Source organism: Mucilaginibacter sp. BGA-UO-ETr-C110, from assembly GCF_059567985.1.
The window spans coordinates 2050944-2064240 of sequence record NZ_JCAQPB010000002.1 but is presented as its reverse complement, the minus strand read 5'-3'; the positions used below and the strand labels follow the sequence as shown (position 1 = coordinate 2064240).

Below are 13297 nucleotides of genomic sequence, written 5' to 3'. Positions count from 1 at the left end.
TTTTATTGATTGACAAAAAAATAATGTTCATTTTGTTTCTCTGATATTTTATTTCATCGTTCTATGAGTAAGTTTAAAGCAATAATTTATGATCTGGATAATACAATTTTTCCAACTCATTTAATAAAAATGGAAATAGTTAGTCCTGTTTTGCAGGCCATTAAAGATGCAAATGATCATAAATTATCTGATGAACAACTGACAAATGCGCTAACTGATTGTTATAGACTTTCAATAAGGGAAGTCGCAAGGAAATACAACTTTTCTAAATTGATGATCAATGCAGCTCTCTCTGCATTGTCCGCTATTGAAATAAATGATCAGCTGACTACTTATGATGACTATGGTTATTTAAAAGAAATGGAAGGAATGCGGTTTTTGGTAACATCAGGTGATTCTAATTTCCAGATGTCTAAGATCAATAACCTGCGGATAGCGAATGATTTTAATGAAATTTTTATTCATGACGATGATGAATCTGGATTTAAAGGCAAGCTTCGGATTTTTCAATATATACAGTATAAATATATGCTCAAAAGTGATGAAGTTATGATAGTTGGTGACAGCGCGGATAATGAAATAGCTGCTGGTAATGAGTTAAAAATGACCACCGTCCAAATCCTAAGAAGTGGAATAACCAAGGCACATATTGCACAACATCACATAGGGAACTTTTCCGAACTATTTTCTCTGAATCTTTCTGTATAGCAGAATTAAAAAGTGTGAAAATAAAGGTAAATTAAGCTAAAATAAAATCAGTACAAATGAAAAATAAAAAGGAAATCCCCAGTCCTTCCGCATGGGCAGGAGGTGTAGATGTTTTTGAAAAACTTACTGATGTATTTTATGGAAAGGTTTTGAAAGACGATCTTTTGGAACCGGTCTTCAGACATATGTCACCTGAGCATTCCCGGCATGTGGCACATTTTTTAGTTGAAGTATTGAAAGGGCCGAAGTTGTATAGTGCGCAATATGGAGAGGACGCCTTGAGTCACATGGTAGGTAAGCATATCGGAAAGCATTTAACGGAGCAGCAACGCAAACGATGGGCGGATCTTTTACTGGCGAGTGCTGACGAAATCGGAATGCCGGACGATCCGGAATTTCGGTCAACTTTTGTTGGGCATATTGAATGGGGTAGCAGGGTTGCTGTGATCAATTCACAACTAGCCGACAATCCTGTTAATCAAAATCATCATATCCCGGCCTGGGGCTGGGGGGAAGTTAAAGGACCTTATGAAATCGTTGGTTCATTATTTGAGCATAAACCCAATAAAGAATAGTGTCGTATCATTTGTGAATTGACGTTTAGCCAATAATATTTATACAAAAAACATGGTTTACACTTTTTTTTGAAAATAAAATTCAATTAATTGATTATCAATAATTTAAATGCATTTTAATCATGAAAGGTGTAAACCATATACACCCATCTTTTTGTCAATTGAGTCAACCCAACTTAAGACTATACATTAACTTGTGGTTGACATACCACTAGCAAAATATTGCAAGTACACCATGCATGAATAACATGTTAACAATAAATTGTGGCTGCACACTAATGAAAAAATATTTATTTATTTGGGCTTGATGGAACCAATAGCTCTTTCCAAATCTCAGGCCCGGCATATCATTCTGGAGGCGGCCGGTCTGGCCAGGCAGGCGCAGTTTGGGACGGGCGTAGAGGCTGTTTACCGGTTGATCGACCATCTTGGTTTTGTGCAGTTGGATACCAATTATGTGGTAGAGCGGGCCCATCACCACGTCATGGCTACACGCGTGCCTGACTACGAGCCTGAATGGCTGGCGGAATTAACCGAAGAGGGGCGCATTTTTGAATACTTCACCTCTGATGCTGGCTATCTACCCATGCACGACTTTCGTTTTTCGTTGCCCATCAAGGAGGCTTTTGCAAGGCAGCGGAAACTGCCGACCAAGCCGGAGCTCGACTTGATGAAACAGGTACTGAACCGTGTGGAGCGCGAAGGCCCGCTGATGGTCGGGGATTTTGAGAATGACCGCTTGGAGGCAAGTTCAGGCTGGTGGGATTGGCGCCCTGCTAAAGTAGCGCTCGAACAGCTGTACCTGAGCGGACAACTGATGATCAGCCGCACTAAAACATTTCATAAAATCTATGATCTACCTTTCAACCTCGTTCCCGTGGATATAAACCAAACGATGCCTACTCCAGAGGAGTTCGCGCGCTATGTGATCCAGCGCACCTTAGGTGCGCTGGGAATCGCTTATTCGAAAGAAATAGCCTGGCGCGCCCGTTATGTAAAGGGTAATTTGGTCAAAAAAGAATTGCAAAAGATGGTTGAAGCTGGTGAAATAAAAACGGTTATTGTGGAAGGACTGAAAAGTGCTGTCCTTTACATGTTACCTGAACAAAAAACAGAAATTGAGCTGTCGGGCGAGGCTTTCATCCTTTCACCCTTCGATATCCTGAATGTCTTTCGGCATCGGTTAAGAGATTTCTTTAATTTCGACTATCAGATCGAATGTTTTGTACCAGCAGCCAAGCGAAAGTATGGATACTTTTCTTTGCCAATATTGATAGGTGATATCTTTGTTGCTCGCATGGATGCCAAAGCAGATCGTAAACAAAAACTATTGATTGTCCATAACCTGCATTTCGAACTGGTTGAACTTAACGAAATCATCATCGAAAAACTGATAGAAGTGCTGAAAACTTTTGTGCAATTCAACCAGTGCCGGGATATCATCTTTAAGCGATCGAATCATGAAGCCTACCTGCATGCTATCAACAAAGGCTTCTGCTAACAGCGCGATGATGATTTAGACGGCCCCACCCGGCTGTGCGTCCTACGGAATTTCTTTATAGCAGAAATACTTCAGGTATAAGTGATGATTTTTTTTGGATATTCAGCGAGTATCATATTCAAATATGTGCCCTTCAATCTGTTCTCCTCCAGTTCTTCAGCAGTTCTTATTCCTAACAAATGATTCAATAGTCCGGTATCATAAAATATAATTTAGGGTTTTTGATCATACGCCTATTGAAGGTTTGATGATAGGGCTGCAGGAAAAATATAATATAACTACTTTCGAGTATAGATAACCATACTTTGGCTGCGTTATCTGGAATATCACATTCTTTGGATATTCCTTAAGGTGTGACCAGGGGATTCCGTGCTATTTGGCGCACCGAATTGTGTTATCAATTTAAAAAATGGCAATTATTAATCAATGAATTGATATGTTCAAAGTGTTGCAGGACTAACGGATCGCAATTCCGGAACGTAGTGATCAATGGCCTCGGAATGTCCACTTTCAGTGCACCACTTAACAAATGGTAAGAAAAAAACTTATTTATGTTGTGGTAACCGCAGCAGCCTCGAATTGTTTGAGAAAAAGCGATGGTGTTTGAATGTTAACGTGGATTGATCTGATATGGACCAGATAGGTCTGCAAAAAATATTGTGTAAAACTATTTGAAATGCTAGGTTTGGGTTATATTAATAAGCTGTGTATGAAAAAACTTGTTCTGCTTTTTTTAATGTTAAACTTTACCGCTTATGGGCAGCAGAGTAAAAGTAAAAAAGCTATTATTGTACTTACCTATGATGATGCCCTGGCCTCCCAGTTGGATATAGCTATCCCTCAGTTGGATGCAGCACACCTTAAAGGCACTTTCTTTTTAATGGGCAATATCAATCAGATAACCATACCGAGGTGGCGGACAGTAAGCAAAAATGGACATGAACTGGCCAACCATACGCTTTATCATCCTTGTCTTATGTCGTCCGTAAAAGGCAACCCGGCTAATAATTCGGCTAATTATTCAGTATATACCATGCTGCGCGAAATTGCCGAGATGAACAACCTGCTTTACGCGGTTGACGGGGTAATGATTCATACCTATGCTTACCCTTGTACCGAAATTGCGGTAGGTGGTGTAAATTATGTGGATTCGTTACGAAAATCGGGATTGGTAAAATATGCACGGATAGGTGGAGGCCCAGATGCTGTGATAACTGATTTTAAAAACCTTGACCCATTACAGGTGCCATCATGGGGAATACCAGCAGATTCGATTACCGGCGACGACCTCATTGCTTTTGTTAAAAAGGCACAGCAAAAAGGTGGCTTGGGAATTTTCATGTTTCATGGTGTAGGCGGTGACTATTTAACTACACCAGCATTGGCGCACCAACAACTACTCAATTATTTACAGCAACACCGGGATGAAGTAGAGGTTATGACGTTTCAGCAAGCTATGGATAGCTCAATGGGAGCTAAAAATAATTAAGACCAACCGCGCCTTTTGAAAACAGAGGCTAACGCATTGATGTTTGAATACCCACCTGCAGAAGAATGGTAGCAATTCCCATTTTACATCAAAGCATGACCAGACGCCATCAACAAGGTTAATCATTTTAGAGTTGATACATTTAACTTAACCAGTTAGGAGTAATATCATGATTAGCTTGGAGCGATAGTGGATTGAAAGTAAATCAGCAAAATGAAATTATGGTACGTGTTAAGTTGTGGATGTTCCGTATTTCTATTTGTTTTTATAATTATTTCATCTTTATGCAAAGTAATTAATCCTAAATTTAAACTTAATATAGATCGTCAGATCGATGGTCAGACTATTGAATTAAACTTAAAATCGTGTTTACCCGGACATTGAGGCTGTTTTTATTATAGCTTTTGTTACAGGCAACGGCTATTGCGCAAACTTCAGTAACTAAGTTTAAGCGTATAAATAGTGAGCAGGGATTATCGCAAAGCAGCACGGAAACCATCTTCCAGGACAATAACGGCTTTATCTGGTTTGGTACAACTGACGGCCTCAATCGCTATGAAATAACGGATTGCAAACATTGCCCGCCGCGTATGGAGCTGATTTGGGGTTAAACTAGAAACCAATACCGCATTTATATATCAATGCGGCCTTATGGTACCTGTATCTACAGCAGGAGTTTATTTATACTGATGATGGTGACATTGCACCGGGTGGTAAAACCAAACGCGAGGGTGTGGATTTCTCGGCCCGATATCAGTTAACCAAATAGGTGTTTGCCGACCTGAACGCTAACCTAAGTTTTATTTCTGATGACTTATTTCAATCTGTACAAGACTTGGTTGGGGTAACCTTTTACAACGCTTGTCAATTTGCTGGCGCCCTTGTCTGCACCCAGTGAAGCTGGAATATATCTAATATTCCAGTGATTCAATTTCTCTTCCATAGAGCGTTTAAACCAACCGTAATCCACTTCAATTGGCCGCTTCATGTCACGGATATGTTGCAGTTCGCTTCTTAACATAATAGACGAGGTTGTTTCCCATTGCATATGAACAACGGCAACAATGAGGCCATTGATCGCAATTAATGCCGCTAATAACCAGGTATAGCTCTTTATGATTATGCCTTGCCAATTGCCATTGTTTATTAGACGGCCAGCATGACTTGTCCACAACAAAAATAATGGCAGTAAAGGTGCCAGCCAAAGCATTGGGAAGAAACGAGGCCACCAAAAATGCTTACTGAGCGACAGACAACTGCAAAGACCGACGAAAAAAACTAAAACAGCCAATCGAAACCCTTTCAGCCCAATTAAAAGTACAGGAAGAGTAATAGCTATTAATACCAGGAGTACACCAAAATAAGGTCCAAACCCACTTACTCTTGTTTCATGAAATTGATAGGCACTCCACGATTTAAGGCTCGATCTAAGCGGATTGATTAACCGGGCACTATCCTCGTCATTATATGGCGCATTGCCTGGATTGCCGAAGTTGGCATAGATTAACCTTATGGGAAGGCTTTTACCTTTCATGTTTAACGGCGTCTCATAAGCTTCATTATCATCGCCTCCTTTATCAAATACACCGGGGAACTGTTTCGAACCCATCAATGGGTATAGAGGATGACCCCGGTTAATCATGTTGGTAATGTAGGGGTTGAAACCAAATATGCATACTGCCGTTAAACCGGATATTAAATGAGATAGCAGGAACGGCTTAACCAAATGTCGTTTTCGAATAAGGATATAGATAAAGACAAAAAAAGACGAAATCAAAAAAAAGACGAGTCCGGTAAACTTGATATTTAACAGGCAACAGACCGCCATCACAGCAACTAAGGCATAGATAGATTTCGGGTCATGCAGCCAGGAAATCACCGCGCTCAGGTAGATCACCAGGAATAAATACAGATCGCCGTCGTTAAGATAACTGGTCAATTCGCTCCAAACAACCGGATTCAGTAAAACCAAGATAGTAAAAAATACAGATCGCCATACCGGTATACTAAAATTACGGCAAAAAGAATAAACAACTCCAAATGCTGCAAAAAGCGCTATTACATTATAAGCTTTGCCCATCTCTACTGTTCCAAATGAACGCATGACAGCAGCAGCGAAATACCATGTATTTTTAGGGAAATGTAAAACAGACGAATTGTTCATTGCATCAGGCGTCTCCAATGGTTTGAATAACGGGTTCCAGGTATCAGCAAGATTGTAAACAGCGGCCTGCTGATACCACTGACCGTCCCAAGAAAGATCAAAATAAAATCCAGCTATCATTAGCGCACCTGTAAATAACAGAAGGCAGAGCAATGTTGCGATCCCTAATAATCTTTTTTCTATTTTAAGTCGGTTGGCGAACAAAAAGTTCAAACCAATCGCAGTCAGGACTGACACCGGAAACAAATATGCGGAGAGTGCGCCATGTAAAAGGTAGGTGACCGTAACCAACAAATGAACTACACAAATTATGCTTAAAAAGATCTGAGAGGCTAGTAATCCAATTTTTGCAAAATTGACATCATTTATCTTTATCATTCTGTATGTGATTGCAGTTTTTTAAAGTTATTTATCGCCATCTATTTCGTCACTATTTGGCTTAACTCACAAGACGTGACATTTTAGATGCTTAATACATTTACACGCTGTTCCCGAAGACTAAATAACGGATTTTATAATTAAAGCTATATTATTAATTAAATTCATGTACAGCATCCTGCACTATCCCGAATCAAGTGTTGCAGTGATATTGATACGCTTAAAACTTCATCGCGTATAGTTATGTTATCGAACACAAGCATAGGTTGTAAGTTCTAAAATACTATTCTAATTCGGCGTCAACTTCTATAAAAGATGTCGATGTTTTATATATTAATGCCATCAAAATTAGTTTTAACGGTAACGATGAAAATGAAAAGTTCTAAAAAGCCTTCTATGTTGTTGCTGCTACTTGCCTTTACAGCGGTATACTTTATCTGGGGCACCACCTACCTGGCCATTGCATATGCTTTAAAGGGATTTAAGCCTTTTACTATTTCGGCTTTAAGATACCTGACTGCAGGTTTGATCCTCGTTGGCTGGATAGGATTTAAGAAGCTGGCATGGCCGGAAAAGGGTGACCTGAAAGTATTGATCATCAGCGGCATTTTAATGCTAAGCGGCGGTTCGGGTCTCGTGGTGGTTGGGGAGCAATATATCAACTCTGGCTTTGCTGCAGTGGTGGTGGCAACCGAGCCTTTGTTCTTCGTACTGCTCGACCGCCAGCGCTGGCGGGCTTACTTTTCCAGCAAATGGATCATCACTGGCCTGCTTTTGGGATTTACAGGAATCGCGTTGTTCGCACATTTCGCGCCTGCTGAATCATCATCTGTTCATGCACATCCGGTGGTTATAATGGTTAAAGCAGTATACATGGTTGGGAAGCAACCGTTAAAAAAGTGGTTTTCTCCCTTGCCCTGGTAGCACCGACTCTTAATAGATAACGCGATTCGTCTAACTGCTTCGCTGTAGAATCCGGATGCACCAACGGATTATGATAGTCCTCCCAAATTAAGACTTCATCAAACTCTTTGCCCTTTGACTTGTGCAGCGTCATGATATGAACACCTTTATATGATGTTTGCGCTGCTATAAAATGTTCCTGCAATAACGCATCTTCGATGGTTGACTTTGCTCCATCATAACTCTGCGACGTGCGCCATTTTTCCGAAAGTCTTTCGCTGAGTAATGCTCCTTTGTTCAACAAACGTAAGTATTTTGCGTCATCATAAATATGTTTAAGAAATTCACTTTCACAATCTTGAAAGAGTTTTCGTACCGCCAACCAATCCGCTTCGGGAACGCCACTAAATTTCAAAGCTTTTCGTTGTTCGATTATTTGAGCCAATTCTTTTAAAAACAGTACCCTTTTACTACCAGTGACCTTTCCGGTCTTTAGGTAATTGCTAATGGCATTGACAAACTGGATAGAAGCTGCCGCTACTTTTTCGCCGGAACGCCCCCGGATATGATTAATCACATCATTTGCAGTAATGGGCAGTTGATTGAACTGCACCGGTTCGAGTAAGCCTGCAATTATAACCCCCGCCAACGAAGGCCCATTCGGATCGATAGCAACTTCATGAAATATTGGGGGTAGACTGGTTTGGCTCGACAAGTATCCAGATACCGAAAACATCATCCGTTTTGACCGCACCAACACTACTATAGACCAGTCGTTACCTACTCCAGATTTCAACCGTTTGATAGCAGTAAAAATATTTAGTTTTAACATTTTGTTAGGCTCGTCACGGTTGAATGCGTATTTATTAACTACAACGTCCTTGTAAACTTTGCCTTTATTCTTACCCAACAGCAAATCATTTCCGAAAGTGGTAATATCTTTTCCGCTACTACGGTTATTTTCCTGTTCAAAATCAAAAACAGTTGGCGTAAATTGCTCAATGTATTCTGCTATTCGTTTAACGCTAGCGCCACGAAAATCATAAATCCTTTGTTCCGGATCGGCTAGTGCAATTATTATGCTGCGCTTGCCGAGTGCTTTAATAAATTCCCACTCATTGCTATCGGTATCCTGAAATTCATCGACTATGATAACAGGGTAGGTATCTGTTATAATCCGTAGTATTCGATCCGATCTATTGAACAATTCCGCAGCATACTTGGCAAACAGGTCAAAAGACAGCAATCCACTGTCCGCATATAATTCTTCGAGTTTTTGGCCACGCATTTCAGGCCCATCTAATTCCGCGAGGTGCGCCCCGGCAATATGCGGTGTCAGTAGCGAAATCCGTCGCTGGCCGTTGATCAGATAAGAGTAGTTTTGCAGCAAACGCCAGATGAATCCGTGATAAGTATTAATCTCAATAAGTTTGCGGTTTTTGTCAGGTATAAGGGCCTTGGTAGTTTTCTGAATATTGGTGATTGTCGATCTTGCGAACGAAAGAAAAAGTACTTTTTGCCCAGGCAACAATTTAGCGTTTTCAATCAGCCAATTTGCTTTCAACAAAGATATCGTGGTTTTGCCCGCGCCGGGGCCACCCATGACGAGCATAGGGCCATCAGCTTTAAGTAGCGCTTTCCTTTTATCACAAAGTTCCATTATGATTCAATAAGCTCTGTAATTTCTGCTATCTGTTCTTTCAAGGTTTTGGGTACCTCGTCAATATCGCAAAGGGATATGATTTCTGAGCAGCTGCCAGAAGCCTTTTGCCACGTCAGGTAATTCAAAAGTGCATCGTCAAAATCATCATCGTCCATTTCGCGTACGTCTTCCTCCACCTCGATATGCGTTGGCCAATCGCCGTTGTCATAGAGATCTTGAACATAATCCAGGAGAACTTCACGATCAGTTTCTGCTATAATCAAGCCTTCAAAGCCTTTATGTTTAGATTCAAAACAATTGTCAACGTTTTCCTCAATTGCCGTACGGTTGGCAGCCTTGCTTTGTTTGTCATTATACTGCAAAGGTTTCTTTGCCAAGGCTACGGAAGAACTCTCCAAAAATCGGGATGTTGTTTTCGGATTCCGCATTAAAAATGGCCACCCCCATCGCTTCAAGCGACTGGTAGGTGTCCGGATCTAACGTAGAAAGGTGTCGCGCCGCCGCTGAATAAGCTGATGCTTCTGTACTACCCTCAGTTATCAAGATGCGTTTAGCAAGTAATGCCTCTGCAAATCGCATCCTAAACTCTTTGCTATACGCTTTCGGTTTAATGGATGATGGAAACTCTATCGGGGTTCCTGTCATTTCTCCCTGATCCCGGTCAATCAAAGTAATGTGTTTCGGCTCAAATTCCTCCAGTACGAAAGGCGAGTGCGAGGTGAAAATCGCTTGTGCAGATTTACCACGGATGCTATTAATAATCCGCTTTTGCGTGTATGGCGGTATGGCGATCTCAGGTTCTTCCATAGCAAAAATCACACTCTGCTTTAATTCGGCGATCATAGACAATAATGCTAATACCATCGTATTAATTGTCCCTGTTCCCTGATGATTGAAAGGAACAAAATGCCCATCTGAACCTGTTGACATAAATACCACCAATGTTTTTCGCAGATGCTCTCGTGTCAGGTTGGACACTTTCAGATGCGGCTCTGACCCCCAGTCGGTAGGTACGAATTCTTTAAGCGCCTTTTGAACGTTGGACAATATCGTGTTCACCTCATCGTCTTCTCCTGACTTTACTTCTGTTTTTCTGAGTTGGTTAAGTATGTTTTCCCACATCTGCGGCCTAAGTTTCTGGATGCGGAGGATGATATCAAGTAGTGACCCTCTTTCCAGGCTTAATGCACGTGAGCCGGTGCGTAATGCCCGCAAATAAAGAAATCCACAGTCTCTTTTATCAAACTTCCCAAACTTTGATTTTACATCAACAGGTGAGCAAAAAAAAGTCTCTCCTGTAAAGTCATCATCCTCTTTATCGTATGAGCCGTTAAAGCCGACCCGGATAATTTCTTCGACCTTTTTATTATTAATTTGTTCAACGGGCGGCTCCTCGATCAATGTCTGATTTTTCTTATGCCAGAATTCCAAGTTGTTACTAAATTTCCTACGTTGCTCATCTGAAAGATCACCAACGATTAGCTCGACTTCGATGACAACAGGGTCGTTAAATTCATCAATGTATATGCCATTGTAAAAGTCGTGTTCGTCGATGATGGGAAGCCGGTTTAATCGATCTGGACCTAATACTAAATCGATCGCTTCGAGGATCGTTGATTTACCGGCGTTATTATCGCCAATTAAAACGGTATGTCCGTCAAATAATATTTCTGCATTTTTAATACCGCGGAAGTTTTCAATAGTAAGTTTCCTTATCTGCATGAGTGTGATTGGTTTATCAATCAAATGTAGCTTTTTATCACTATGTATAAATGGTTGGTTGCGAGATCATTAAATAAATGATTAAAAAACTCCAATTATTCAAGTTTTTCTAATAACAAGATGCGCCAGCGCAGGGTCACTCAGCAACCGCTCCATTTCCAGCTCAATAATATCCCGGATATCCTGTTTGATCTGCAAATAATTCCGCTCAACAATAGCACCATTGATCTTCCTCACCTCGGGTAAATGCACATAAGCATCAATCTCTTTTTTCAGCGCCGCATGATTATTCACGATCTCACAATGAAAAGCTTTTAATTCGATCTTACAGTCCGGGTTATCAGCTACCATACCGACGAATTCGCCCGAACTTAAAGCGGAAATACGTGAGGGCGGAACGGCAGCTTCCAGCTGCTTCGAGCGGCTGATGGAAGTATCACTGCGGTTGATGGAAAGGCTTTCCCTGTCCTGCATAATCCGGCCGATCTTTTCCGATACGGACTTGGCTGTATCGCCGGACACCTGCCCGACCGCCATGTTACCCGTAATATTCATGATCACATCTGCCTGCTCGCGGCCGTAATCCTTGCGCAGCTGGCTGGCATCCTGAATGCCCAGGCAAGTAGAAATTAAATTGGATCTGCCGGTTGAAATTGTGGGTATGATATCCGTCGTCAGGGTAGGAAATTCGTCAAAAATCAAACTACATTTCACCTTGTCTTTTTGATTGATAATCTTCAACAATCGGTTAGTGAACAGCGATAATACCGCGCCGTAGATCTGTATTTTCTGCGGATTATTGCCCATGCAGACGATCTTCGGTTCCTTTGGGTTATTGATGTCCAGCGTGAACTCATTACCCGATAAAACGTAGTACAATTGGGGCGAAGCGATACGCGCCATGGTGATCTTGGCTGAGGCGATCTGTCCCTCCAGCTGTTCAACGGCGTCACGCTTGTAGGCGCTGATGAAGGGGTTGATCAGCACATCAATTTCTTTTTGTGTGCTCAGCAGGGTGAACAGGCTGTCATAATCCGCCTGCATCAGCTCGATGACATGCGGCAGCGTACAGAATTCACCGTCGTTATATTTTCGCAGGTACCAGATGATCGCGGTCAGGAAGTTGATCGGGGATTCCACGAAAAAGTCACCCTGTTTTTTGATCCACTCGCGGTTCAAACCCAGCAGGATCGTGCGCGCCGATTCCACAGCATCGGTCAGGTCAAGCATGGCCGAGGGGTCAAGCGGGTTACAACGGTTACTGCGCGAAAGATCATCAAAGTTGATAGAGAAGAATTTCGGGCTGACCTTGTAGAGGTGCTTATACTTCAGCCAGGTATTATAAGCGATGACGGCCAGATCCGGCATCTTGAAATCGTAAACGAACATGGCAAAACCCTTGCGGATATGCTGGGTGATCACATGCCGGATAATGAAGTACGATTTTCCAGATCCCGGGCTGCCCAACACCAGCAGTGCGCGGAACAAATTGATAAAGTTGATCCAGCCATGGCGCACCTTACCTTTCAGGATATACTTTACCGGAAGGTTCACGGAGAACTCGTTTTCCAGCAGGCGTTCCTCCTGTGGGAAAGTCTCCTGGTCGCGGTTAAAGATGTCGCCGGTAAGCTTATCCCGGATGATGCGGGAAAGCATGGTACCGCCGCTCATCATCAGCAGGTAGCCCAAAGCGGTCACGCCCATATACAGGAGCGCCACCCATTCCATTTTCACCGGCAGCAACAGAAAGAAGTAGCTGACGAGGAAAAAAAAGAGGCCCACAATTAAGTATAGAAAAGCCGATTTTGAGGTCTGCTTTTCATCCTTTTTGCCTTGCACCCCGATCAGCGCAACGGCCATAAAAGCCAGCACGATCAGCTTTGGTTTCAGAAAGGGGCTGAATAACCCTGTCCGGACAATGTTGGCCAGCAGGCGGTCGGTCAACGCCGAAACCCAATGCCAATGGACGAACGCCCTGTAACATGTTTCATATAAATGTAGCAGCAATACTGCTATACTGATCAGCCTCGTCATATCGAGGATCTTGCGCATCGCCTGATCGTTTTCTCCCGTCTGCATAAATCCATCCCCCCAATCCCGCCATTCGGCAAGGAGTTTTCTAATCATCCTCACATCATTCATCACCTGCAATCATATATCATCCAACCAGACCAAACCCCAAAATTCAGGCACA

Annotated in this window: 12 protein-coding genes; 6 read left to right on the top strand and 6 right to left on the bottom strand. The window is 42.1% G+C overall.

Annotated elements, in window-relative coordinates:
• Positions 1-63: 63 nt before the first annotated feature.
• From AC57BQ_RS09670 to AC57BQ_RS09660, 3 genes are all read left to right on the top strand, one after another.
• The gene (locus AC57BQ_RS09670) at positions 64-708 is read left to right on the top strand and encodes an HAD family hydrolase (protein ID WP_496406072.1); all 645 of its coding nucleotides are present in this window, start codon (positions 64-66) and stop codon (positions 706-708) included.
• A 56-nt stretch (positions 709-764) separates the two neighbouring features.
• A complete protein-coding gene (locus AC57BQ_RS09665; protein WP_496406071.1) occupies positions 765-1283 on the top strand; it encodes a group II truncated hemoglobin in 519 nt (172 codons plus the stop codon).
• 307 nt (positions 1284-1590) lie between these two features.
• A complete protein-coding gene (locus AC57BQ_RS09660) occupies positions 1591-2784 on the top strand; it encodes a winged helix-turn-helix domain-containing protein (protein ID WP_496406070.1) in 1194 nt (397 codons plus the stop codon).
• A gap of 184 nt (positions 2785-2968) precedes the next feature.
• On the opposite strand, the gene AC57BQ_RS09655 is transcribed toward AC57BQ_RS09660, so the two are convergent.
• On the bottom strand, positions 2969-3076 hold the full coding sequence (locus tag AC57BQ_RS09655) for a hypothetical protein (RefSeq protein WP_496409467.1): 108 nt from the start codon (positions 3074-3076) through the stop codon (positions 2969-2971).
• Between the two features lie 417 nt (positions 3077-3493).
• Here AC57BQ_RS09655 and AC57BQ_RS09650 point away from each other — a divergent pair, with 417 nt between their 5' ends.
• A complete protein-coding gene (locus tag AC57BQ_RS09650; protein ID WP_496406069.1) occupies positions 3494-4273 on the top strand; it encodes a polysaccharide deacetylase family protein in 780 nt (259 codons plus the stop codon).
• A 404-nt stretch (positions 4274-4677) separates the two neighbouring features.
• Positions 4678-4884 carry a two-component regulator propeller domain-containing protein gene (locus tag AC57BQ_RS09645; protein WP_496406068.1) on the top strand — a complete coding sequence of 69 codons (207 nt, stop codon included), beginning with the start codon at positions 4678-4680 and terminating at the stop codon, positions 4882-4884.
• A gap of 203 nt (positions 4885-5087) precedes the next feature.
• Here AC57BQ_RS09645 and AC57BQ_RS09640 read toward each other — a convergent pair whose 3' ends face one another.
• Positions 5088-6815, bottom strand: a complete 1728-nt coding sequence (locus AC57BQ_RS09640; protein WP_496406067.1) for a hypothetical protein — start codon at positions 6813-6815, stop codon at positions 5088-5090.
• A 372-nt stretch (positions 6816-7187) separates the two neighbouring features.
• Here AC57BQ_RS09640 and AC57BQ_RS09635 point away from each other — a divergent pair, with 372 nt between their 5' ends.
• On the top strand, positions 7188-7739 hold the full coding sequence (locus tag AC57BQ_RS09635; RefSeq protein WP_496406066.1) for an EamA family transporter: 552 nt from the start codon (positions 7188-7190) through the stop codon (positions 7737-7739).
• Here AC57BQ_RS09635 and AC57BQ_RS09630 read toward each other — a convergent pair.
• From AC57BQ_RS09630 to mobC, 4 genes are all read right to left on the bottom strand, one after another.
• Positions 7675-9378, bottom strand: a complete 1704-nt coding sequence (locus tag AC57BQ_RS09630; protein WP_496406065.1) for a UvrD-helicase domain-containing protein — start codon at positions 9376-9378, stop codon at positions 7675-7677. The two genes, AC57BQ_RS09635 and AC57BQ_RS09630, sit on opposite strands and share 65 nt — an antisense overlap.
• Positions 9378-9758, bottom strand: a complete 381-nt coding sequence (locus AC57BQ_RS09625) for a hypothetical protein (protein WP_496406064.1) — start codon at positions 9756-9758, stop codon at positions 9378-9380. Before AC57BQ_RS09625 ends, AC57BQ_RS09630 begins: the two co-directional genes overlap by 1 nt.
• A complete protein-coding gene (locus tag AC57BQ_RS09620; protein ID WP_496406063.1) occupies positions 9733-11127 on the bottom strand; it encodes an ATP-dependent nuclease in 1395 nt (464 codons plus the stop codon). Before AC57BQ_RS09620 ends, AC57BQ_RS09625 begins: the two co-directional genes overlap by 26 nt.
• A 75-nt stretch (positions 11128-11202) precedes the next feature.
• Positions 11203-13182 (bottom strand): conjugal transfer protein MobC, encoded by a 1980-nt coding sequence (mobC, locus tag AC57BQ_RS09615; protein WP_496409466.1) that lies wholly within the window; start codon positions 13180-13182, stop codon positions 11203-11205.
• Positions 13183-13297 lie beyond the last annotated feature (115 nt).

Coding starts and splice junctions, on each gene's coding strand:
- AC57BQ_RS09670 (WP_496406072.1), top strand. CDS start 64: ATGAGTAAGTTTAAAGCAATAATTTATGATCTGGATAATACAATTTTT.
- AC57BQ_RS09665 (WP_496406071.1), top strand. CDS start 765: ATGAAAAATAAAAAGGAAATCCCCAGTCCTTCCGCATGGGCAGGAGGT.
- AC57BQ_RS09660 (WP_496406070.1), top strand. CDS start 1,591: ATGGAACCAATAGCTCTTTCCAAATCTCAGGCCCGGCATATCATTCTG.
- AC57BQ_RS09650 (WP_496406069.1), top strand. CDS start 3,494: ATGAAAAAACTTGTTCTGCTTTTTTTAATGTTAAACTTTACCGCTTAT.
- AC57BQ_RS09640 (WP_496406067.1), bottom strand. CDS start 6,815: ATGATAAAGATAAATGATGTCAATTTTGCAAAAATTGGATTACTAGCC.
- AC57BQ_RS09635 (WP_496406066.1), top strand. CDS start 7,188: ATGAAAAGTTCTAAAAAGCCTTCTATGTTGTTGCTGCTACTTGCCTTT.
- AC57BQ_RS09630 (WP_496406065.1), bottom strand. CDS start 9,378: ATGGAACTTTGTGATAAAAGGAAAGCGCTACTTAAAGCTGATGGCCCT.
- mobC (WP_496409466.1), bottom strand. CDS start 13,182: ATGCAGACGGGAGAAAACGATCAGGCGATGCGCAAGATCCTCGATATG.